The organism is Akkermansia sp. BCRC 18949, assembly GCF_045011645.1.
In the GTDB taxonomy this organism is placed as follows: Bacteria; Verrucomicrobiota; Verrucomicrobiia; order Verrucomicrobiales; family Akkermansiaceae; genus Akkermansia; species Akkermansia massiliensis.
On the sequence record NZ_CP123619.1, the window covers coordinates 653911 to 675398 of the forward strand.

Annotated in this window: 16 protein-coding genes; 13 read left to right on the forward strand and 3 right to left on the reverse strand. The window is 59.7% G+C overall.

The genetic code is table 11. From position 1 onward, the window contains the following. Positions 1 to 129: 129 nt before the first annotated feature. The 5 genes from P8A25_RS02725 (at position 130) to P8A25_RS02745 (ending at position 7318) form a co-directional block, all read left to right on the forward strand. Complete coding sequence (locus P8A25_RS02725) at positions 130 to 747, forward strand: TetR/AcrR family transcriptional regulator (RefSeq protein ID WP_102728460.1); 618 nt, start codon at positions 130 to 132, stop codon at positions 745 to 747. Beyond that, positions 744 to 1754, forward strand: a complete 1011-nt coding sequence (locus tag P8A25_RS02730; RefSeq protein WP_180973226.1) for an HlyD family secretion protein — start codon at positions 744 to 746, stop codon at positions 1752 to 1754. The genes P8A25_RS02725 and P8A25_RS02730 overlap by 4 nt, the downstream gene beginning before the upstream one ends. Before the next feature lie 24 nt (positions 1755 to 1778). Further along, a complete protein-coding gene (locus tag P8A25_RS02735) occupies positions 1779 to 3323 on the forward strand; it encodes an MFS transporter (protein ID WP_215442456.1) in 1545 nt (514 codons plus the stop codon). Further along, positions 3320 to 4720 (forward strand): efflux transporter outer membrane subunit, encoded by a 1401-nt coding sequence (locus P8A25_RS02740; protein WP_215442457.1) that lies wholly within the window; start codon positions 3320 to 3322, stop codon positions 4718 to 4720. Before P8A25_RS02735 ends, P8A25_RS02740 begins: the two co-directional genes overlap by 4 nt. 453 nt (positions 4721 to 5173) lie before the next feature. Further along, complete coding sequence (locus P8A25_RS02745) at positions 5174 to 7318, forward strand: polyribonucleotide nucleotidyltransferase (RefSeq protein WP_022396568.1); 2145 nt, start codon at positions 5174 to 5176, stop codon at positions 7316 to 7318. 318 nt (positions 7319 to 7636) lie between these two features. On the opposite strand, the gene P8A25_RS02750 is transcribed toward P8A25_RS02745, so the two are convergent. Both P8A25_RS02750 and P8A25_RS02755 read right to left on the reverse strand, forming a co-directional pair. After that, positions 7637 to 7768 carry a hypothetical protein gene (locus P8A25_RS02750; RefSeq protein ID WP_286011365.1) on the reverse strand — a complete coding sequence of 44 codons (132 nt, stop codon included), beginning with the start codon at positions 7766 to 7768 and terminating at the stop codon, positions 7637 to 7639. After that, positions 7738 to 8820, reverse strand: a complete 1083-nt coding sequence (locus P8A25_RS02755) for a hypothetical protein (RefSeq protein WP_215442458.1) — start codon at positions 8818 to 8820, stop codon at positions 7738 to 7740. The genes P8A25_RS02750 and P8A25_RS02755 overlap by 31 nt, the downstream gene beginning before the upstream one ends. A 156-nt stretch (positions 8821 to 8976) precedes the next feature. Here P8A25_RS02755 and P8A25_RS02760 point away from each other — a divergent pair, with 156 nt between their 5' ends. From P8A25_RS02760 to P8A25_RS02780, 5 genes are all read left to right on the forward strand, one after another. Further along, positions 8977 to 10311, forward strand: coding sequence for a hemolysin family protein (locus tag P8A25_RS02760; RefSeq protein WP_022396570.1), 1335 nt, complete (start codon positions 8977 to 8979; stop codon positions 10309 to 10311). Continuing rightward, the gene (locus P8A25_RS02765; RefSeq protein ID WP_102721911.1) at positions 10308 to 11633 is read left to right on the forward strand and encodes a hemolysin family protein; all 1326 of its coding nucleotides are present in this window, start codon (positions 10308 to 10310) and stop codon (positions 11631 to 11633) included. Before P8A25_RS02760 ends, P8A25_RS02765 begins: the two co-directional genes overlap by 4 nt. 95 nt (positions 11634 to 11728) lie before the next feature. Next, entirely contained in the window at positions 11729 to 14008 is a 2280-nt protein-coding gene (locus P8A25_RS02770) for a tetratricopeptide repeat protein (protein ID WP_215442459.1), read from the forward strand. Positions 14009 to 14027: 19 nt separating this feature from the next. After that, the gene (locus P8A25_RS02775) at positions 14028 to 14768 is read left to right on the forward strand and encodes a thioredoxin-like domain-containing protein (protein ID WP_404838757.1); all 741 of its coding nucleotides are present in this window, start codon (positions 14028 to 14030) and stop codon (positions 14766 to 14768) included. 29 nt (positions 14769 to 14797) lie between these two features. Continuing rightward, on the forward strand, positions 14798 to 15472 hold the full coding sequence (locus P8A25_RS02780; protein ID WP_102721909.1) for a TetR/AcrR family transcriptional regulator: 675 nt from the start codon (positions 14798 to 14800) through the stop codon (positions 15470 to 15472). 42 nt (positions 15473 to 15514) lie between these two features. On the opposite strand, the gene thiE is transcribed toward P8A25_RS02780, so the two are convergent. Further along, positions 15515 to 16159 carry a thiamine phosphate synthase gene (thiE, locus tag P8A25_RS02785; protein ID WP_102721908.1) on the reverse strand — a complete coding sequence of 215 codons (645 nt, stop codon included), beginning with the start codon at positions 16157 to 16159 and terminating at the stop codon, positions 15515 to 15517. A gap of 87 nt (positions 16160 to 16246) precedes the next feature. Between thiE and P8A25_RS02790 the strand changes: the two genes are divergently transcribed. The 3 genes from P8A25_RS02790 to P8A25_RS02800 are packed head-to-tail and all read left to right on the forward strand — an operon-like array spanning position 16247 to position 21406. Further along, positions 16247 to 17293 (forward strand): quinone-dependent dihydroorotate dehydrogenase, encoded by a 1047-nt coding sequence (locus tag P8A25_RS02790; RefSeq protein ID WP_102721907.1) that lies wholly within the window; start codon positions 16247 to 16249, stop codon positions 17291 to 17293. Between the two features lie 32 nt (positions 17294 to 17325). After that, complete coding sequence (dnaE, locus tag P8A25_RS02795) at positions 17326 to 20850, forward strand: DNA polymerase III subunit alpha (RefSeq protein ID WP_022396577.1); 3525 nt, start codon at positions 17326 to 17328, stop codon at positions 20848 to 20850. 4 nt (positions 20851 to 20854) lie between these two features. Beyond that, positions 20855 to 21406, forward strand: a complete 552-nt coding sequence (locus P8A25_RS02800; RefSeq protein WP_022396578.1) for a GNAT family N-acetyltransferase — start codon at positions 20855 to 20857, stop codon at positions 21404 to 21406. Positions 21407 to 21488 lie beyond the last annotated feature (82 nt).

The following is a 21488-nucleotide window of genomic DNA, read 5'->3' on the forward strand; positions in this document are numbered from 1 at the left end:
GTTTGATTCGGCCGTTGCGGTTTTCCGCAGCGGTCGTTTTTTTGCCGCGGGGGAAGGGCGGTTCCCCGTATTTTTGTTCCGGAAGAGGCCTTGACCTTTAAAAAATGTCTGTTAGCCTGACAGACATCTATGGAACAAATGACACGGGTCCAGCAGAACACGCTGAGAAAAATCGTGGAGGCGGCCATTGAACTGATGAGTGAAAAAGGGTTCCACCGCGTCAGCGTTCAGGAAGTAGGGAAAAAGGCCGGTATTTGTGAAAAGACCGTCTTCCGCTACTTTGCCACCAAAAAGTCCCTGCTGGATGAAATCATCCGGTACCGGGAATATGCCAGCGAACTGAAAAAGGAATTCGAGAACAGGAAAACGTGGGACCTGGCGCATGACCTGAAACTGGCTGCGCGCCTGTACTTCCAGGCGACGAAGGCCAAAAGGAACGCCTTCCGGGCCTACTTGAGCGCGCTGGACTCCGTGGATACGAACGGAGATGATTTTTTGCGCGACCCGCGGGAGCTTCATTCCTTCCTGTGTGACTACATGGGCGCCATGCAGGAAAAAGGAAAGGTCAGGGAGGGGGATGTGGGGCTCATGGTGCGCGCCTTTGTCAATACCCTACACGGCTACATGCTGATGTACTGCCTGAATGACGACAGCAAGGCATGGCAGGACAAGGTGGCCTCCATGAAGCTGACCATTGGCCTGTTCATTCAGGGATTTTCCCGGCAATGCACATCCTGCGGCGCATGAGCAAGCATTTGAAGGCCATTTCACTGGGCAGCATGGCCCTGGCGGCCGTGGGAGCCATCGGCTGGGGAGTCTGGCATTTCCGGGAGAGCCGCACCATGAAAACGGACGACTGCCGCGTGGAGGCGAGCATTGTTTCCGTGGGATCAAAGCTGGCGGAGCGCGTCACCAGCGTGGATGTGGAGGAAGGGGAAACCGTCCGCCGCGGGCAGACGCTTGCCCATCTGGACAGCCGCACCATGCAGGCGCGCCTGATGGCCGCGCGTTCCCGCGTCAAGCTGATGCAGGCCAGACATGACGAGATGCTGGCCGGCTTCCGCCCTCAGGAAATCGAGTCCCAGCGGGCCAGGACGGCCCAGGCCTCCGCCAGCCTGGAACATGCGCGGCGTGATTACGAGCGCATTGAAAAGCTGGTGAGGGAGCAGGCAGGCATCAGCTCCGCGGACCGGGACGCCGTACGGGCCACCTACCTGGCGGCGCAGGCGCTGGAGAAGGCGGAGCAGGAGAATCTGGCCCTCAAGCTGGAAGGTTACCGCGAGGAGGAAAAAAGATCCGCCCAGGCCCAGCTGGAAGCCGCACGGGCGGAACTGGAGGAGTTGGAAGTGCTGTGCGGGGAATGCGTGGTTAAATCCCCCGTGGACGGCGTGGTGGCCCGCAAGCTGGTGAACGGCGGGGAGATGGTCAGTTCCGGCCAGAAGTTGTTTTCCATTGTGGACGGCGGAGACATCTGGCTCAACGTCCGCGTGGAGGAAACCAAGATAGGGCGCATCCGGCAGGGTCAGGACGTGCAGTTCACGCTGGACGGTTATGACGGCAGGGTTTTCCACGGCACGGTTTATGAAATAGGGGCGGCCACCTATGCGACATTCTCCCTGATTTCCACGGAGAACGTCAGCGGTTACTTCACCAAGGTCATGCAGCGTTTTCCCGTCAAGGTGAGCCTGCCGAAGCCGGAGGACGGAGTAGTATTCCGCCCGGGAATGCAGGGAAAGGTTTCCATTGATTTTTAAGGAAAAAGTATGAGCGGTCCGGTTATGCAAACAATGGTTCCGGCGTGGAAACGGCGCCTGCTGGCGGGGATGGCCTGCGCGTGCACGATGCTGACGTTTCTGAATATGGGCTGCATCACGGCGGCCACACCGGATTTGTCAGGCACATTTGTGGTGGGCACCCTGGATGTTTCCTGGTCGGGTGCGGCGTGCCCGCTGGGAACTGCCCTCTCCTTTACCGTGGCGGCGTATCTGTGGGCGCGCATCGGACTGAGAAGGTCCCTGCGCACGGCCCTGCTGATCATGCTGGCCGGAACCTTGCTGGGACTGGCGGCGGACCATTTCTTCCTCATGATTGCGGCCCGCTTCCTTCAGGGGGCAGGAGGCGGCCTGGCGCTGGTGTACGGAACGGGGCTGGTGAATGCCGCCCTGCCGCCGGAGCGCCGCGGCGTGGCGATGGGAGTGAAACTTTGTTCCATTGGCGTGGCTTCCTGCGCCAGCCCGGTAGTGGGGTGCCTGCTGGTGCAGTACTGGCACTGGCGGGGGCTGTTCGTCATTGTGGGCGCAGCGGCAGCCGTTCTGGCCGTGCTGACGACGCTGTACGTTCCCGACCAGAAGATTCCCAAGGGAGGAAAATTCGACTGGTTTTCCTTCCTGGCGGTGGGGATGGGATGCGTGTGCATGCTGATGGTGCTCATTTACGGAGAGACGGACGGCTGGACGGCGCCCGGCGTGCTGGCCTGGATGTACGGCGGATTTTGTTCCTTTGCCCTGGCCTTCATTTCCTGCATGACCCACCGCACCCCTCTGCTGGACGTCCGCGTGCTGGGCAACTGGCGGTTCCTGTGCGGCCTGCTGGCGTCCCTGTGCAACATCTTCTGCATTTGCTGGGTGCGGGTGGGAACGGTGCAGTTCATGCGCAATGTCATGAATTATGAACCGGTGGGCATTGCCTATGTGTTCATGGTTCTGGTGGCCGGATTTTGCGGCGGCGCGGCGCTGGTGCTCCCCCTGATGCAGAAGGGCAGGCTGGCCCTGCGGGTGGGCATGATGGCGGGGCTGCTGGCGCTGGGCGCCTCCGCCTTCTTCCTGTCCCGGCTGGACGCGGGCTGCTCCTGGCTGGACGTGGCGTGGCCCCTGGGGCTGTTCGGAATCGGTTATGCCTTCTGTTTGAATACGGCCACGCCGCTTGCCCTGAGAGGGGTGGAGGGGCGTTCCGCCGCCGCTTCCTCCCGGACGCTGAACACCGTGCGCTACATCTTCATTTCCCTGTACGTCAGCAGTGTGAGCACGGTATTGGCCCATATGAAAACGGGGTTCCGCTTCAGCATGGCGGAACAGGTAAGGGACGATTCCCCGGGAACGGCGCATACGCTTGACATGTGGCAGAGGCACTTTGCGGAAACCGGCGGCACGGCGCGGGAAATCCATGCATCCGTGGATGCGGTGCTGCAAAAGGCCGTGGCGCTCCAGAGCCAGGTGTTCTCCGTGGATACCTTTTATCTTTGCACCGTGATCGTGGGGGCGGCGGGAGTCCTGTTTGCCCTGTTCTGCCTGAAATCCAGCCCGGAAAGGAAGGCCGCTTCATGAAACGTCTGATGCTTCTTCTCATGGCCGCGCTGCTGGCTTCCTGCGGCAGTCCCGCCGTATTTGAAAGGCCCGTCATGGAAATGCCGGAGGGAACGGCCCGGACTTCTCCCGTAGGGGCCGGGTGGTGGCGCATTTTCAATGACCGTGCGCTGGACCGTCTGGAAGAAAAGGCCGTGGCTCATAACCGCGATCTTGTCCGCGCGTCCGCCCTGGTGGACCAGGCCTCCGCCCTGGCGGCGCGGACGGGCGCCGCCATGCTGCCCCGGGCGGAACTGGAAGCCGGAGCCAGCAGCGAGGAATTGTCCGAAGGTGAACGCTACATGAACAACCTGCCGGACCGGGCGAGGGATTTGTGGTCCATGTCCGGCGTGCTCTCCTATGAAGTGGACCTGTGGGGAAAGCTGCGGGCGCGCACGGAAGCCGCCCGGGCGGAGCTGCTGGCTTCTTCCGCCGCACGGGATGCGGTTTATCTGCGGCTGACGGCGGAGGTGGCCTCCGCCTACATCAATGTGCGCACGTGGGAGGAAAAATGCCTTATCATCCGCCGCGTCCACGCCTCCTATGAACAGACCTGCGCCATGTATGAAAAAAGATTTGTGCAGGGGCAGTACCCGGAGCTTGCCCTGCGCCGCGTCCAGGCGGAGCGCTCCAAAACGCTGGCCCAGCTCAGGCTGTCGGAAAACGAACTGTCCCGTGCTGAAAGCGTGCTGTCCGTGCTGGTGGGGGACAGTCCCAGGCAGGTGATGAAGGGCGGAAGGCCCGGCGGGGGCAATGCCGCCCTGCTGGCTTCTCCTCCGGTCATTCCGGCGCGGCTCCCTGGTGACATGATCGAACGCCGTCCGGATATCTGGGAGCTGGAATCCCGGCTGAAAGCCGCCTTTTACGGAAGGGAGGCGGCGCGGAAGGACAGGTTCCCGTCCCTGGTGCTGACGGGGCAGCTGGGGCAGGTCAGCACCCAGTTGAACGAACTGCTGAACCAGTCTTCCAGAAATTATGAATTGGGAGCGGGCATTCTCCAGACCCTGTTTGACGGAGGACGGAAGCGCGCCGCCGTACGCGCCGCGGATGCTGAATGCGCCGCCGTCCAGGCCGCGTATGAGCAGGCTGTGCTGAACGCCTTCCGGGAAATCAGGGATGCCCTGGTGGAACGCCGCAAAAGTACGGAGGTTTACGAAGCTACGCTTGATGAAGTGAACTGCCTGCGCCGCAGCTGGGACATTGCGTCCAGGCAGTATGAGGCCGGGTATGTGGGGCTGATGGATGCCCTGGATACGCACAGGAGCCTGCTGAGCGGGGAGCTGGACATGGCGGATGCCGCGCAGATGCGGCTGAATGCCGTCGTCAAATTCTGCAAGGCTCTCGGCGGCGGATGGCAGCAGCGCCCCGGTTCCGCATGAGGGACGGTTCTTGCCGCCGGGGATGCCCCCATCTGCTCCGGAGGAAGTTTTCCGGCAGGGAAGGGAGGGGATGTCCATTCCCGACAGGTGGCGGGGAAAAGCACGGAACAGCGGGGCTATCAAACTATTTGCTTGCATTCTCCTTGACAGGGCTTATGCTGGCATCCGACGTTCGGGGACTCGTTTCCCGGTGCGTTTCTGTCGGGCATGCCTTGAGAAATTTTCGGATTTTCACAGGCTGTCAAGCCGGTAAGACTGGGCCGGAGCGTTTGATCCATCTGGGATGTGCGCCCTGCCGCGCGGACAGTGTTCCCCTTCATTTCTGGGAAAAGGCTGCTGCGGATAACACTCTTCCTGAGGCACTGCCCGTACCTGACGCCATTCAGGCTTCCCGCCCGGAGCCGGTCTGAATGGGCTGATGAGGCTGCGGGTGACTGAAAGACAAGAAATATAATGAGCATACATTCAGTTGAATGCAACGTTGGTACGAATCCCATCACGATTGAAACCGGAAAAATGGCCCGTCTGGCAGACGGCGCGGTTGTCGTCCGCAGCGGCGATACCGTCGTTCTCGTGACCGTGGTGAGCGCCACCAAAGTCAAGGAAGGCCAGACCTTCTTCCCCCTGTCCGTGGAATACAAGGAAAAGGCCGCTGCCGCGGGCATGTTCCCCGGCGGCTACTTCAAGCGTGAAGGCCGCCCCACGGAAAAGGAAATCCTGACGTGCCGCATGACGGACCGCCCCCTGCGCCCGATGTTCCCCAAGGGCTACTTCTATGATACGCAGGTGATTACCCTTCTGCTCTCCGCCGACGGTGAAAATGAACCGGACATTCTGAGCATCAACGGCGCTTCCGCCGCCTGCGTCGTTTCCGACCTCCCCTTTGCCGAACCCGTGGGCGCCGTCCGCGTGGGCCGCGTTGACGGCCAGTTCATCATCAACCCGACCAACTCCCAGCGTGAAAACAGCCAGCTTGACCTGGTGTTTGCCGGGACGAAGGACCAGGTGATCATGATTGAAGGTTCCGCCAACGAACTGCCGGAAGAAGACTTCATCGCCGCCCTGCGCCTGGCTCAGGAAAACGTGAAGGTTCTTTGTGAAAAGCAGGAAGAACTCCGCGCCGTCTGCGGCAAGGAAAAGCGTTCCTACGAACTCTGCCTTGCCAAGCCGGAACTGCTGGAAATCGGCTATGAAATCGCCGGTGACCGCATTGAAGACGCCATCTATGCCGCCTCCAAGGTGGAACGGCAGAAGAAGGTGGGAGCCCTGCGCGACGAAGTGGAAGCCGCCATCAAGGAACGCCATCCGGAAGCTACCGATTTTGACGTGGAACAGGTCTTTGAATACATTCAGAAGAAGGCCTTCCGCATCTCCATCATGGACAAGGACAAGCGCGCCGACGGCCGCGCCCTCAAGGAACTGCGCCCCCTGACCGCGGAAATCAACGTGCTGCCCTCCGTGGTGCACGGCTCCGCGATGTTTGCCCGCGGTGAAACCATGTCCCTCTGCCTGGCGACGCTCGCTCCGATGGAAGAACGCCAGTACATGGACAACTACACGGGCAGCGTGAATGAAAAGCGCTTCATCCTGCACTACAACTTCCCGCCCTTCTCCGTGGGCGATACCGGTCGTTTCGGCGGTCAGAACCGTCGTGAAATCGGCCATGGCGCCCTGGCGGAACGTTCCATCGCTCCGGTTGTCCCGAGTGAACAGGAATTCCCGTACGCCATCCGCATTTCTTCTGAAATCATGGAATCCAACGGTTCCACCTCCATGGCTTCCGTCTGCGCGGGCACGATGTCCCTGCTGGCGGCCGGCGTGCCCCTCAAGCGCCCCGTGGCGGGCATTTCCGTGGGCCTGGTGACGGAACAGAATGACCAGCATGAAATCACCACGTACAAGACCCTTCTGGACATCATCGGTTCCGAAGACTTCTACGGTGACATGGACTTCAAGCTTTGCGGCACGTCTGAAGGCGTGACGGGCTACCAGCTGGACCTCAAGCTGCCCGGCATCCCCCTCTCCATTCTGGAAGAAGCCATCCACGTGGCGAAGGCCGGACGCACGGACGTGCTGAAAGTCATGAATGACGCCATTGCGGCTCCGGCCCAGATGAGCCCGAATGCCCCCCGCATTGAGACCACCAAGATTCCCGCCGACCGCATTGGCGAGCTGATTGGCCCCGGCGGCAAGAACATCAAGGCCATCCAGGCTGAATCCGGCGCCGACATCAACATTGAGGAAGACGGCACCGTGCACATCTACGCCTCCAAGCAGGAAGGCCTGGACCGTGCGCTGGAACTGGTCACCCGCATGTTCAAGACCATTGAAATCGGTGAACTGTACACCGGCAAGATTGTTTCCACGACCACCTTCGGCGCGTTCATGGAAGTGCTTCCCGGCAAGGACGGCCTGATTCACATCTCCGAGCTGGCCGAAGGCCGCACCGCCAAGACGGAAGACGTCGTTAGCGTGGGAGACGTGGTGACTGCCAAGTGCATCGGCATCGACGACAAGGGCCGTGTGAAGATGTCCGTGCGCGCCGCTCTGCGCGACGCCAAGGCAGCCGAAGCGGAAGCCGCCGGCATCACGGAATAACGGTTTTTCCATTGAACCTTTAAACTTCCAGCCCCGTTTCCGGTTTGTTCCGGGAGCGGGGCTGTTTGATTGTTTAAGGGGGGGATTGACTGTAAGAAGGGAAGGGCTGTTCGCGTGATCTTCCGGATGTTTTTTTGCCGTTTCAGGGAGGAGCCGGGAAAAATCAGGCAGCCAAGGAGAACAGGCTGCGGAAGAAACCGGGAGGCGGTTTTGTTTTTGCAGCGGTATGTTTCTGGACCGCGGGCTGGATTCGTGCCTGCATTATTGCCGTTCCTTCCGTAAGAAGATTTTTTTGCCGTACGGCATTCCTGCGGGACGTCAGGGATGTTCCTTTTTCTGCACGGACGCCGTTTTCACTTCAGCAGAAGGAGGCGTGCACAGAAAGCGGCCCAGCAGATCCAGCGTGGCTTTCACGTCCTTCAGGTCCGCCAGCTCCCGGGGAGAATGCATGTAGCGGATGGGGGGCCCAGAAAAGTGGCGTGGACGCCGTAAAGCTTGACGGGGACGAAATTGGCCATGCCGGGCGGGAAAGCGGCGTCCTTCTGGAACGGAATCCCGTGTTCTTCCGCCAGTTGGAGCAGTTGGGCAGTGATAGGCTGGTAAAAAATTTTGTCATGAGTAAAAATGACGGGGCCTTCCCCCATGGCCTGGCGGCTCAATCGCTCGTTTTCTTCACGGGGCGGCAGGTCGTCCAGCTGGACGGTATCCAGCGTGCAGTCAATAACAATAGCCAGTTTGGGACGGTTCCTGCCACAATACGCCGTGGCTCCTGCCAGCCCTGTTTCTTCCTGGGAGGAGGAAAGGAGCGTGACGTGGTATTTCAGGTCTTTTTTGTGCCGGGACAGGAAGGAGGCCAGCTCCATCAGCATGAAGGAATTGAGGCGGCAGTCCAGGCCGTGGGCCATCAGGCGCGTGCCGTGCAGCAATTCCGGCTTGGTGGAGGGAACGCCGCGCCGGCCGACGCTCAAGCCCATTTCCCGTGCTTCCTCCGCGCTGGATGCCCCTGCGTCAAACAGGATGTATTCCCCTCCTGCCGGAAGGGGCTCGCGGTTCAGCCACCAGCCGGGAACCGCCCCGGCAAAGGCGGTGACGGGGCCGTGTTCCCCGTCAAAACGGTAAGGGCAGGAAAGCATGGACTGGAAGTCCGGAAAACCGACGGGCCTTACTTTCAGAAAGCCGGACGGAGTGATGCCTGCAATGACAACGCCCACTTCGTCGGCATGGGCGTCTATCAGCAATTCCGGGGCGTCCGGGTCCGGGCTGCGGAATGTAGCCCAGGCATTTTGATGCGCGTCCGTGCCGGAACTGTCCGCCAGGGGCGCCACGTGCTTGAGCCAGAATTGCTGGAGGGGGGCTTCCGCTCCGGAAGTGGAGGGGATGTCCAGCAGGGAAGCCAGCCGTTCCATGGACTGACCGCTGAAAGGCGGCTGCGTTTCCGGCATGGAGGCCACGCAAAGGTTGAAAAGAAGCAGTGGAAGCAGCAAAAAGCGGATAGAGGGCATTCCCCAGCCTATCATGGAAGAAGGGCGGGAAGCAATGCTGGAGGAATGAAGTGCGCGGTCCGCATGGCAGATTTTTTTGTTTCCCGTTCTTGACAGGATTTTTTTGGTTCCTATGATGCGGATGCCCGTTGCGTTTTACGGACACCCCCGCCATACATGATTCTTTTTATCATCTTCGTTATTCTTTTCCTGATTCTGGTCAACGCCTTTTACGTTGCCGCAGAATTCGCAGCGGTGAGCGTGCGCCGCAACATGATCCGGGAGATGGCGGAAGGCGGCAGCAAGGTGGCTGCCCATTTGCTGAGGATTTTGGAAAACACGAAGGAACTGGACCGCTACATTGCGGCCTGCCAGTTCGGCATTACCATTTCCAGCCTGATTCTGGGTGCGTACGGCCAGGTGGAACTGTCCGCCTACCTGCTCCCCCTGTTTGAACGGTTTGGCGGCATGGATTCCGTGATGGCCAATTCCGTAGCCGCCATTGTAGTGCTGGTCGTCCTGACGGTCCTGCAGGTGATTCTGGGGGAACTGATGCCCAAGTCCCTGGCGCTGCAGTTTCCCAAGCAGGCGGCCCTGTACACGTATTACCCCATGCGCTGGACGCTGACCTTCTTCGCATGGTTCATTGACTTCCTGAACGGAAGCGGTCTTCTGCTGCTTAAACTGTTCCGTCTGCCCCCCGGAGGCCACCAGCACATCCACTCCCAGCAGGAGATCAACATGCTGCTGGATGAAAGCCACCAGGGCGGCATGCTGGAGGAGGATGAACATGAACGGCTGCACAGCGCGCTTTCCCTGGCGGAACGTACGGTGGAGCAGATCATGATTCCCCGTTTCCAGCTCGTCTGCCTGGATGTGGACGCTACCCAGGAGGATATTCTGAACATGATTGCGGACAGGCCCCATACCCATATTCCGGTGTATGAAGGAAACCGGGAGGCCGTCATCGGCATGCTGCACATCAAGGACATGGTGGCCGCGTATGCGGAAAAGGGTGTTTTGCCTCCCCTGCGCTCCATGCTGCGGCAGGTGCCGTGCGTGATGGAGATGCAGACGGTGGAGATGCTGATGTCCCGTCTGCGGGAGGACAAGGCCAAGGAAGCCTTTGTGCTGGATGAGTACGGCAAGTTCGTGGGGCTGGTGACGCTGGAACGGCTGCTGGGTGAAATGGTGGGGGATATTGATGAGGAATTCATCCGCTCCGGGGAAAAGGTGGAATACCTGCCGGACGGTTCCGTGCGCATTCCCGGCATGATGCGCGCCCATAAGGCGGAATGCCTGGTGCCCTTCCTGATGAACGGCGCCACCACAGTGGGCGGCTGCGTGATCAAGCACATGTCCTGCATTCCGAAGGAGGGGGACCGCCTGATTATTGCGGGGCGCGTGCTGGTGGTGGAAAAGATGGACCACAACCGCGTTTCCTCCATCCTTCTGTTGCCTCCGGAGAAAAAGGAGGATGAACCTGCCATGGAAAGCGGGGTGGAATCATGATGACGATTTTTATTATTCTGCTGCTGATTGTACTGAACGGCCTGTTTGTGGCCGCGGAATTTGCGCTGCTTGGCGCGCCCCGCGCGGCTCTTGAGCAAATGGGGGCGTCCGGCAACATGGTGGCGCGCCGTGTTTCCCAGATATTGAAAACGCCCCGTTTGCAGGACCGCTACATTGCCACGGCCCAGCTCGGCATCACATTCGCCAGCCTGGGGCTGGGCATGTACGGGGAGCATGCCGTGGCCGGATGGCTCCACGAATGGCTGGCCCAGTACGGCTGGGCCTCTTGGCTGGTGGCGCATGGCGCAGCCAGCGTTCTGTCCGTAGCGGTGCTGACGTACCTGCACATCGTGCTCGGGGAAATGGTGCCCAAGGCTCTTTCCCTCCAGTACGCCACGAAGCTCTGCCTCATCATTACCATGCCCATGTACGTGATTCAGCTCTGCCTGTATCCGCTGGTGGTGGGCATGAACACCCTGGGCAACTTCTTCCTGAGGCTGCTGGGCGTGGACAGGAATGAATCCAAATCCCATTACCATTCTGCGGAAGAACTTCAGTACATCATTGAGGAAAGCCATGAAAATGGCGCCCTGCCGCAGGAATCCGGCCGCATCATGGACGGCCTGTTTGACCTGGAAGACCTGTATGTTCACCAGGTCATGACTCCGCGCGTCAGGATAGACGCCATTCCGGAAAGAGCTGGGCATGAGCAGATAAGGGAAATCGTGCGCCGCACCCGCCGTACCCGCTACCCTGTCTACCGCGGGGACCTGGACCACGTGGTGGGCATGGTGCATGCCCGTGACCTGTTCCGCATCATGCTGCGCGGGAAGGCCCTGACGTCCGAATACATCCACGCCATTCCCAAGGTGCCCAAGACGGTGAAGTTTGACAACGTGGTGGAAATCATGAGGAAGGACAATGTGCGCCTTGCCATCATTCTGGACGAGCATGGGGGAACCTCCGGCCTGCTGACCCTGACGGACGTGTTTTCCGAGGTGATGGGCTGGGACCGCGGCCGCATCAGAGTATTGACAGACCTGCCGCGGGATGCGGTGGGCTTCTCCTGCGACGTGTCCGGACTTGCCCGTATTGAGGAGCTGGGGGAAGCCATGGACATGGACTTGCAGAGTGAGGAAATCGATACTGTGGGCGGCCTGATTCTCAATCTGCTGGAAGCTCCGGCGGAGGAAGGGGACACCGTGGGCTACCGCGGCCTGGAATTCAAGGTGACCCGGACGGAGAACGGCGGTGTGGAACGCTGCACCGTAACCCGGATTACTCCACTGATGCGGGAGGAAGCTCTGGAAGAAGAGGAATAATCCGCGGGACTCAGGCGGGAATGCGCCGGAACCGCGTTGCTTTGTGCAAAAGTTCCTTGGTGGAGCGCGTATGATATGGCAGAATATTTTCCGTCATGTCCCAACCTGAGTCCGCCGATGCTTCCATGAAACGCCCCTCCATGAAAAAGTGGGTTGTTCTCCTTGTTGTTCTTGGGGCGCTGATCGGGGTAGGCACGATGATGAAGGCATGGATAGACCGGCGTTCCGGCGCGGAGGCCCAGCCGGCCGTTTTCTCAGGCGGCAGCGAGCACTGGGACCAGAATGAAGTTCCCATCTCCATGCAGTGCGGGGCTTGCCATGAAAAGGAATTCCGGCAGTGGGCCGGATCGGATCACGCCTGGGCGTTCCGCAAGCTGGGGGATCAGTGGGAATCTGAGGCGTTCCATAACATGAAGCTGAACGCCCACGGCAGCATTCTTCAATTCTCCACAAATGCAGAGGGGCGCATGGTGCATGACGGCCAGTCCTCAACCTCCTGGCGCGCGGACTGGGCCACGGGGAGAATCCCCCTGGTGCAGTACCTGGTTCCCGCCAAGGACGGCGGTTATCATACCCTGAGCGCCGCGTGGGACGTGAACCGCAAGGAATGGTTTGATATCTTTGGCAAGGATGCCCGGCAACCAGGGGACTGGGGGCACTGGACGGGCCGTGGCATGAACTGGAACACGCAGTGCGCGTGGTGCCACATGTCCCTGTTCCATAAAAATTATGATCCGGTCAAGGACCGCTATGCCTCCACCTGGACGGAACCCGGCGTGACTTGCATCCAGTGCCACGGCCCCTTGCTGGACAAGCCGGAGGAGGGGACGGGATGCATGATTTCCACCAGGGACAAGCTGACGCCGCAGCAGGTTCATGACAACTGCGCTTCCTGCCACGCCCGGCGGGATGAATTCGATCACGATTTTGCCGTTGGCGACCGTTTTGACAACCATTTCCAGCTCGTGCTTCCCGTACAGCCCGGCGTTTTCTGGCCCAACGGCATGCAGAGGGATGAGGATTATTGCGAAACCGGGCTGCGCCTGAGCCGCATGGGCAAGGCGGGCGTCACCTGCCTGGACTGCCATGACCCGCATACGGGAACGCTGAAGCTTCCGCAGGAGGATAACACGCTCTGCCTGCGGTGCCACGGCACCGGGGAGGCGGTAAACGGCGTAAAAGCCCCCGTCATTGACATGGCCAGTCATACGCCGTGTCCGCAGTCCAGCATGGGCGCCCGCTGTGTGGAATGCCACATGCCGGAAAGCCTGTACATGGCCCGCGATCCGCGCAGGGACCATTCCTTCAATTCTCCCGATCCCCTCCTGAGCGTGGAGCTGGACATTCCGAATGCCTGTACCATGTGCCACCGGGAAAAGAGTAATGAATGGGCCGCGCAAGCGGTGGAAAAATATTACGGGGCCAAGCCCAAGATGGCGCAGTACAGGGACCGCACCCGGGCCGTGCAGCGTGCCTATGAAGGGCGGGAGGATGTGCTGCCCCTCCTGATGGAATGCTTCAAACGGGAGGAAGTGGGCGCATGGCGCGCGACGCTGCTGGATCTGATGGATGCCTGGGCGCATGAACCTGCCGTTCAGGAGCTAGCTGCAGCGGCGGTCAAGGATCCGGACTCCCTGACGCGCGCCGCCGCCGCCAAGGTGATGGGCCGTGCGGGCAATCCCGCCGCGGGCAAACTGCTCAATGATCCCTTCAAGGTAGTGCGCCTGCAGGCGGAGTGGGCCCTCCGGGATTCCCTGCCGCCGGACAGCCCCGGCATGAAGGAGCTGACCGCCGCCGCCCTGCACCAGGCGGACCAGCCGTCCGGGGCGATGAAGCTGGCCCAGATAGCCATCAGCCGCAAGGATGCGAAGGCGGCAGAACAGTGGTTTGCCAAGGCTTTGAAATGGGATGCCACCTCTTCCGTGGTGCACCGGGATTATGCCGTTTTCCTGGCCTCCCAGGGCCGCAGCGGGGAGGCGGTGGACCAGATGAGGGAGGCCGTGCGGCTGGCTCCGAAGGATGCCAATCTGTGGTATCTGCTGGGCCTGGGCCAGATTGAAAACAACGATGAGCCGGGCGCGCTGGAATCCTTTAATGAAGCTCTGAAAATAGAACCCTCCTTCATCCGTGCCCTGTTCAACCGCGCCCTGCTGAATGAAAAGGTGGGACGGCTGGAACAGGCTCTTCAGGACCTGGAAAACTGTTCCTCCCTGGACAAGGAGAATGCGGATATTCCGTTCACGCTGGCGGTGATGCTTTACCGCAACGGACGGTACCGTGACGCCGCCGCCGCCGCCGCGGAAGCCCTGCGCCGCGATCCTGGGCACGCGCAGGCAAGGCAGATTTTGGAATCAGCTTCTCGACATGGAAGGTAAGAAGTAGTATATCAGCGTTATGCGCATGAAATTTTCCCCCTGGCGTATTCTGCTGGTGTCCGCATTCGTAGCGGGTTCCTCCTTCTGTTTTGCGGACACTCCCGGAGCGTCGGAGGATCCGTCCCTCCGCATTTGGACGAATAAAAGCACGGGCAGTACGGTGGAGGCACGTCCTATTGCCTTGAACATGAAGACCGTCAAGCTGGTAACTACGGCCAAAAAGCCCATCACCATGCCGTTGGAAAAGCTTTCCGAAGAAGACCGCGCGTGGCTGGAGGAACACAAGGAAGTGATAGGTAAGCCTGTTGCGGAATGGTCCTCCGTGCCGTCCGGCCCCGTGGCGGAGGAAATGAAGGGGAAAACCTACATGCTGGGAAACGGCAAGCTTGAAAAGAAGGACGGGAAGCTGAATCCCGGGCATTTCATCCTGTATTTCAGCGCAAGCTGGTGCGGCCCGTGTTGCCGGAATGCGCCCCACAGCGTGGAGGCCTACAACAAGGCGGTGAAGGACAATCCGGATGTGGAAGTGATCATGTGCAATCTGGACCAGAACCTGGAAGCCGCCCAGAAATGGGCCGCCGCCAACAACATGCCCTGGCCCATCCTGCTGAGGCAGGATTTGACGGAGCTTGCCAAAAAGGTGGCCCCGCGCGGCATCCCTACGATGATTCTGGTGGATAAGGACGGCAAGCCCATCCAGTCTTCCCAGGACATGGAACAGTTGGTGAAAGCCGCTGGTTCAAGCCGTTCCTCCCGCTAGGCGGCAGCACCGTTTGATCTTTTGAAACGATGGCTTCCATCCGCAAATCCCAGTCGGACCGCTCTGCGGAAACCAGCGGTAAAATTCTCCGTGCCGCGCAGAAACTTTTTGCCCTCAGGGGATTTGACGGAGTGACCATGAGGGCGATTGCCTCTGAAGCAGGGGTGAACCTGGCCTCCATTGTTTACTACTTTGAAAACAAGGAAGGACTGTACCTGGCCGTTTTCAGGCAATATGCGGAACCCCTGATGGAGGAGCGCATGAAAATGCTGAAAGAAGCGGACCTTCATCCGTCCCTCAGGGCGTATGCCCGTGCCTTCATTGAGCCCGCTTTCCGTTTGCTGCTGGATAAAAACCTGGGCGGTCCGGATCACGCGCGCCTGCTGTGGCGGCTGCCCCAGGAACCGGAATACCTGGGAAGGAAGATTTACGATGAATTCTATGCTCCGCTCATCCGGGAGATGACGTTGAGGGTTCGCCGATTCTGCCCATGGGACGATGAGCTTTCCATATCCTGGCACATACATATCATGAGTTCCATTTTCCATGCCACGCTGGGGAAATACGTCACACGGCTGGAACTTCATGACAAGGAGCCGTGGATGAAGGATCAGGACCGCATCCTGCAAATGATTGTAGATACGGCGGTCCTGCTGATTTCCCGTCCGGCTCTTTCTCCGGAGGGAGAGGAAAGACAGGGGTAACCGCAGGAGTGGAATGCAATACCCGGGAAGGCGCGTCTTTCCTCACGCTTCTCCCAGTCTTTTTCTAAGCGCCGCGACCGTTTCCGTTATATCCGGGTGTGTAAGCAGCCAGGAAACGATGACGACCCTGCTTGCTCCCGCCTCCAGAACGGAGGGCAGCGTGTTTCCATTAATGCCTCCGATGCAGAAGACGGGAAACTCTTCCGGTAATTGCCGCCGCACGCCTGCAATGTCTTCCAGGCCGATCGCCGGCCTTCCCGGCTTGGTGCCCGTGGGAAACAAGGGGCCGAATCCGATGTAGTCCGCCTGCTCCCGGAACGCGCCCAGAGCCTGTTCCGGGCTGTGCGTGGAACGCCCGATGATGGCGTTCGCCCCCAGCATGGCCCGCACGGGAGCCAGTTCCCCGTCGTCCTGGCCTAGATGGACGCCGTCCGCCCCTGTGCTCAGGGCAATTTCAGGATAGTCGTTGATGATGAAAAGACAGCCGTATTCGCGGCACAGCGGGGCAAGCCGGCTACCCATGCGCGCGATATGTTCCGGATCATGGTTTTTCGCCCTGAGCTGGAGGATGCCCAGACCGCCCGCCAGCAATTTTTCCGTAACGGAGATTAATTGATGTTCAGCGGTATATCCCATATCCGCGATGCCGTATAGCCGGCAGGATGAGAGGCGTTCCTTCCTGTTCATGGCAGGGAATTGTACCGGATAAAATCATCCCGGCAAGACGCTTCCCATTCTTGACCCTAAAGGAGGGTGTGATACACTCCCCGCATCGTGTCACCCGCCTTATATTCCGCCGCTAAAAGTGTACTGTTCCAGATGAATCCGGAAACCGCCCACAAAGTGACCTTGTGGGGGCTGCGCCTGGCAGAAAAGATGCGCGTACTGCCCCTTCTGATGGGGGAGGTTCCTTCCGACCCCGTGGAAATCCTGGGGATGAAATTCCCCAACCGTGTGGGTCTCGCCGCCGGAATGGACAAGGAGGCGGATACGGTGAACGCCTTCGGCCAGGCCGGGTTCGGCTTTGTGGAAGTAGGCACGCTGACTCCGCGGCCGCAGCCGGGCAATGACAAACCCCGCCTGTTCCGCCTGATTCCCCAGCAGGCCATTATCAACCGGATGGGATTCAACAATGAAGGCATTGCCGCCGGAGTGGAGAACATCCGCTCCGCCACCCGTTTTCATGGCGTCCTGGGAGTTAACATCGGAAAAAACAAGGTGACGCCCAATGAAGATGCGGCCCAGGACTACCTGACCTGCCTGCGTGCGGCATGGCCCGTGGCGGATTACATTGCCATCAACTTCTCTTCTCCCAACACGCCCGGACTGCGCGACCTTCAGGCGGCCGAACCCGCCGCGCGCCTGCTGGCATCCCTGAAATCGGAGCAGTCCAACCTGGCTGTGGAAACCGGACGCAATGTGCCCATTTTCATGAAGGTGGCGCCGGATGTGACGGATGAGCAAATTGCGGAACTCAGCCGCGTTTTCCTGGATGAAGGTCTGGACGGCCTCATTGCCACGAACACCACGCTTTCCCGGGCCGGGGTGGAAGCCAGCCCGCGTCGTGAAGAAGCCGGCGGCCTGTCCGGCGCGCCGTTGACGGCGCGGTCTACGGAAGTTATTGGAGCGTTCGCCTCCGAATTGAAGGGGCGCATCCCGATCATTGGCGTAGGCGGCATCATGAGCGGCGCGGACGCCGTCGCGAAAATCAAGGCCGGGGCCAGCCTGGTGCAACTCTACACAGGGTTCATTTACCGCGGGCCGGACCTCATCCGGGAATGCGTGGAAGCCATGAAGGCTGAATGCCCCGTTAACTCCTGATTCTCCTTATTCACTGCCTACAGGTTTCATTCATGCCCGGTTCCTTCGTACATCTTCACAATCACACGGAATACTCTCTGCTGGACGGCGCAGTCCATATCAAGGACCTCATTGCCGAATGTTCCCGCATGGGAATGCCGGCCGTAGCCATCACGGACCACGGCAATCTCTTCGGGGCCATTGAGCTGGTCATGGAGGCGAACAGCCTTAACAAATCCGTGGCCGCCTGGAACAAGGAACATCCGGAAGGACCGCAGAAGCAGGAGGTGAAGCCCATCTTCGGTTGCGAGGTGTACCTTTCCCCCACGCCCATCGGCGTGAAAAAACAGCTTCCCGGGCGCCGCAAATATACGCACCTGCTTTTGCTGGCGGAAAATGAAACCGGCTGGCAGAACCTGGTCAAGCTGGTATCCCGGTCCCATCTGGAAGGTTTTTATTACAAGCCCCGCGTGGACATGGAAACCCTGCGGGAATTCCATGAAGGTCTTATTTGCTGTACGGCGTGCCTTGCCGGGCCGCTGAACGAATGGCTGCTCAATGACCAGCCTGAAAAGGCGGAGGAAGCCCTCCTGGCGCTGAAGGATATCTTCGGGGACGACAACATTTTTGTGGAGCTTCAGGACCATGGCATGGAGGAGCAGAAAAAATGCCTGCCGGAGCTGGTGCGCATCGCCCGCAAGACCAATACCCCCATTCTAGCTACCAATGACGTGCACTTCCTCCGGAAGGAGGACCACGATATGCACGACGTGCTGATCTGCATCGGCACCAACGAAAAGCTGGCTTCTCCCAAGCGCATGCGCTACTCCACGGAAGTCTACCTGAAATCCCCCGAGGAAATGAGGGAGGTGTTCAGGGACTATCCGGACGCCGTGGAAAACACGCTGAAAATCGCGGAACGGTGCAACGTCACCATCAAGCTGGACTCCGCCAGTACGGAAAAATACCCGGAATTCGGCACTCCGGACGGCTCCACGCGTGAGGATTACCTGCGCAAGGTATGCTATGAAGGACTGGAGGAGCGGTACGGCAAGGAACGCGTGGCTAAGGACAAGGAACTCCGCGACCGCCTGGATTATGAGCTGGGGATTATCAACCAGTTGAAATTCCCCTCCTACTTCCTGATTACGGCGGATTTCATCAACTGGGCGAAGGACCATGACATTCCCGTGGGGCCCGGCCGCGGTTCCGCCGCCGGTTCTCTGGTGGCGTATGCCATGAAGATCACGAACATCGACCCCCTGCGGTTCGGGCTGATCTTTGAACGTTTCCTGAACCCGGAGCGCGTCAGCCCTCCGGATATCGACATTGACTTCTGCCAGACGCGCCGTCCGGAGGTGATTGACTATGTGCGGCAGAAATACGGGGAGCGCGCCGTGTCTCACATCATCACGTACGGCACCATGGGCGCCAAGTCCGTGCTCAGGGACGTGGCCCGCGTGATGGACATGTCCTACGCGGATGGAGACCGCATTTCCAAGCTGATTGAACCCGGTCCCAAGGTAACCCTCCAGTCCAGCTACAAGAGCAGTGAGGAACTGCGGGAGCTGATCGCCTCCGATGAAGGATACGCGGAGCTCTGGGGTTATGCGACGCGCCTGGAAGGGCTGATCCGCAACGTGGGCGTGCACGCGGCGGGCGTCGTGATTGGTGACCGTCCGCTGGACGAGCATGTGGCGCTCACCCGTGACGACCTGTCTGATCCTCATGCAGCCGTCGTCGCCCAGTGCGACATGAGCGCGATTTATGAAGTGGGTCTCTTGAAAATGGACTTCCTGGGTCTGAAAACCCTGACCGTCATGCATGATGCGGAGGAATACGCCCGCTGGCGCGTGCCGGACTTCAAGCTGGATTCCGTGCCCTTGGATGACCGGGAAACGCTGGACCTGCTGAACAGGGGGGACACGATGGGCGTGTTCCAGCTGGAATCCGGCGGCATGGTGGATACCTGCCGGCGCTACGGCATCCAGAAGATTGAAGACATCATTGACTTGCTGGCCCTTTACCGTCCGGGAGCCATGCAGTTCATGGATGAAATGATCGAGGTCAAGAAGGGGCTGCGCCAGGTGGTGTATGAACACCCGCTGCTGGAACAGGTCAGCGGAGAGACCTACGGCGTGATGATTTACCAGGAACAGGTTCAGGCGGCGGCCAAGCTGCTGGCGGGCTACACGCTCGGCGGGGCCGACCTGCTGAGGCGCGCCATGGGCAAGAAGGACCCTGCAAAAATGGCCAAGGAAAAGGCCCACTTCGTGGAAGGGTGCTGGAAAACCAACCAGATTGATGAAAAGACGGCTACGGCCATCTTTGACAAGATTGAGAAATTCGCCGGGTACGGCTTTAACAAATCCCACTCCGCCTGTTACGGCCACATTTCCTACTGGACGGCCTACCTCAAGGCACACTTCCCGGTGGAATTCCTCTGCGGCCTGATGTCCAATGAAGCGAACAACGACAAGATCGGCGTGTTCATTCAGGAAGCCAACCGCATGGGCATTGAAATCCTGCCCCCCAACGTGAACAAATCCATGCTCAAATTCACTCCGGAGGAAACGCCTTCCGGCAAGCTGGCCGTGCGCTACGGACTGGCGGCCATCAAGAATGTGGGGGAAGGAGCCATGCAGATTCTTTTGGAGGAAAGGGAAAGAAACGGGGAATTCACCAGCATGGAGGACATCTGCAACAGGCTGGATTCCAAATCCGTCAACAAGAAGATTCTGGAATCCCTGATTCGCGCGGGAGCGCTGGACTGGACGCTGGAACCGCGCTGCGCCCTGTTTGAGCGGGTGGACCTGGCCCTCAGCGGCGCATCCCAGGTGCACAAGGACAAGGCCCTGGGGCAGGGCGCCCTGTTTGACATGACTTTTGAAGCTCCCAGGGTGAAGGATGAGCCTGCTGTTCTGGAATGGTCCAAGGAGCAGCGCATGGGGGATGAAAAGGACCTGTTGGGCGCCTACTTCTGCGGCCATCCGCTGGACTCCATGCGCGGCGTCATTGATGCGGAAAAATACACCCGCATCGGTCTCATTGACGCGCTGGAGTCGCACGAACTCAAGCAGAAGCACCAGATCGCCGGCATGGTGCGCTCCGTCATCCCCAAGATCAGCAAGGCAGGCAGGAAATTCGCCATCCTCACACTGGAAGACTTTACCGGCAGCATTGAAGTGCTGCTGTGGTCGGATGTCTATGAAAAGGCCCTGGAAATGGAAGGCGGCCTGGAACCGGGCGTCTTCGTCTCCGTGCGCGCCAACATCCGGGAGGATGACCGCACTTCCGCCAAGAGCGTGGCCGCGCAGAGCGTGGACCCGCTGGGAGGCAGGAGGCGCAAGTCCAAGGCCGGGGACCAGGGCCCTCTGAATATCATTGTCAGCCCCCTGCGCCACACGAGGAAAAATCTGGAGCAGATACGGGACATCCTGAAAAGGTACCCCGGTCGTTCCAAGGTCAATCTCACGATCAAGGACAGCCTGGGCCATAGTCAAATACTGGAGCTGGACGAACGGTTCCGCGTGAACCGCTGTCCGGAGCTGGAAACGGAACTTTCCATGTACAACTAGCGCCATGCCGGGAGGAAAACTGCTCTTGCCGGAATCGGAACGGCTGGCATTCCGGGCGTGGGGGGAAAGGGACTGGCCCTTTTTTGCGGCCATGAACGCCAATCCCCGGGTGATGCGTTTCTTCCCCGCCGTCATGACGGAGGAGGAATCCCGCGCCATGTGGAACCGCCTGCGGGCGGAACTGGATGAAAAGGGTTACGGGGTGTACGCCGTAGAGCTGAAATCTTCCGGCTCCCTCATCGGCCTCCTTGGTTTTCATTGGGCGGATTTTAAAGCGGACTTCACGCCCTGTGTGGAAATAGGCTGGCGGCTTGTGCCGGAAGCCTGGGGGCATGGCTACGCCACGGAAGGGGCCAGGGCTTGTTTGGAGCACGGTTTTGCCAGGTTGGGCCTTGACCGGGTGTATTCCTTCACCGCCTGTGTGAATCTTCCTTCCCAGGCCGTGATGCAGCGTGCCGGAATGAGGAAGACGGCGGAATTCAACCATCCCAAAGTAGCTCCGGATTCCGTCCTGTATCCGCATGTGCTGTATGTAAGGGAAGCTTCCCACGCATGATTCCATGACGGGGTTTCCGGTGTAGCCTGCCGGAGGCCGGCCGGTCCATTTTTTTAATTGTTCTGCCTCCTGGAAAGCAACG

Excerpts from the sequence above, each read along its gene's own strand:
- P8A25_RS02725 (WP_102728460.1), top strand. The coding sequence starts at position 130 with ATGGAACAAATGACACGGGTCCAGCAGAACACGCTGAGAAAAATCGTG.
- P8A25_RS02730 (WP_180973226.1), top strand. The coding sequence starts at position 744 with ATGAGCAAGCATTTGAAGGCCATTTCACTGGGCAGCATGGCCCTGGCG.
- P8A25_RS02735 (WP_215442456.1), top strand. The coding sequence starts at position 1,779 with ATGCAAACAATGGTTCCGGCGTGGAAACGGCGCCTGCTGGCGGGGATG.
- P8A25_RS02740 (WP_215442457.1), top strand. The coding sequence starts at position 3,320 with ATGAAACGTCTGATGCTTCTTCTCATGGCCGCGCTGCTGGCTTCCTGC.
- P8A25_RS02745 (WP_022396568.1), top strand. The coding sequence starts at position 5,174 with ATGAGCATACATTCAGTTGAATGCAACGTTGGTACGAATCCCATCACG.
- P8A25_RS02750 (WP_286011365.1), bottom strand. The coding sequence starts at position 7,768 with ATGCATTCTCCCCGGGAGCTGGCGGACCTGAAGGACGTGAAAGCCACG.
- P8A25_RS02755 (WP_215442458.1), bottom strand. The coding sequence starts at position 8,820 with ATGCCCTCTATCCGCTTTTTGCTGCTTCCACTGCTTCTTTTCAACCTT.
- P8A25_RS02760 (WP_022396570.1), top strand. The coding sequence starts at position 8,977 with ATGATTCTTTTTATCATCTTCGTTATTCTTTTCCTGATTCTGGTCAAC.
- P8A25_RS02765 (WP_102721911.1), top strand. The coding sequence starts at position 10,308 with ATGATGACGATTTTTATTATTCTGCTGCTGATTGTACTGAACGGCCTG.
- P8A25_RS02770 (WP_215442459.1), top strand. The coding sequence starts at position 11,729 with ATGTCCCAACCTGAGTCCGCCGATGCTTCCATGAAACGCCCCTCCATG.
- P8A25_RS02775 (WP_404838757.1), top strand. The coding sequence starts at position 14,028 with ATGCGCATGAAATTTTCCCCCTGGCGTATTCTGCTGGTGTCCGCATTC.
- P8A25_RS02780 (WP_102721909.1), top strand. The coding sequence starts at position 14,798 with ATGGCTTCCATCCGCAAATCCCAGTCGGACCGCTCTGCGGAAACCAGC.
- thiE (WP_102721908.1), bottom strand. The coding sequence starts at position 16,159 with ATGAACAGGAAGGAACGCCTCTCATCCTGCCGGCTATACGGCATCGCG.
- dnaE (WP_022396577.1), top strand. The coding sequence starts at position 17,326 with ATGCCCGGTTCCTTCGTACATCTTCACAATCACACGGAATACTCTCTG.
- P8A25_RS02800 (WP_022396578.1), top strand. The coding sequence starts at position 20,855 with ATGCCGGGAGGAAAACTGCTCTTGCCGGAATCGGAACGGCTGGCATTC.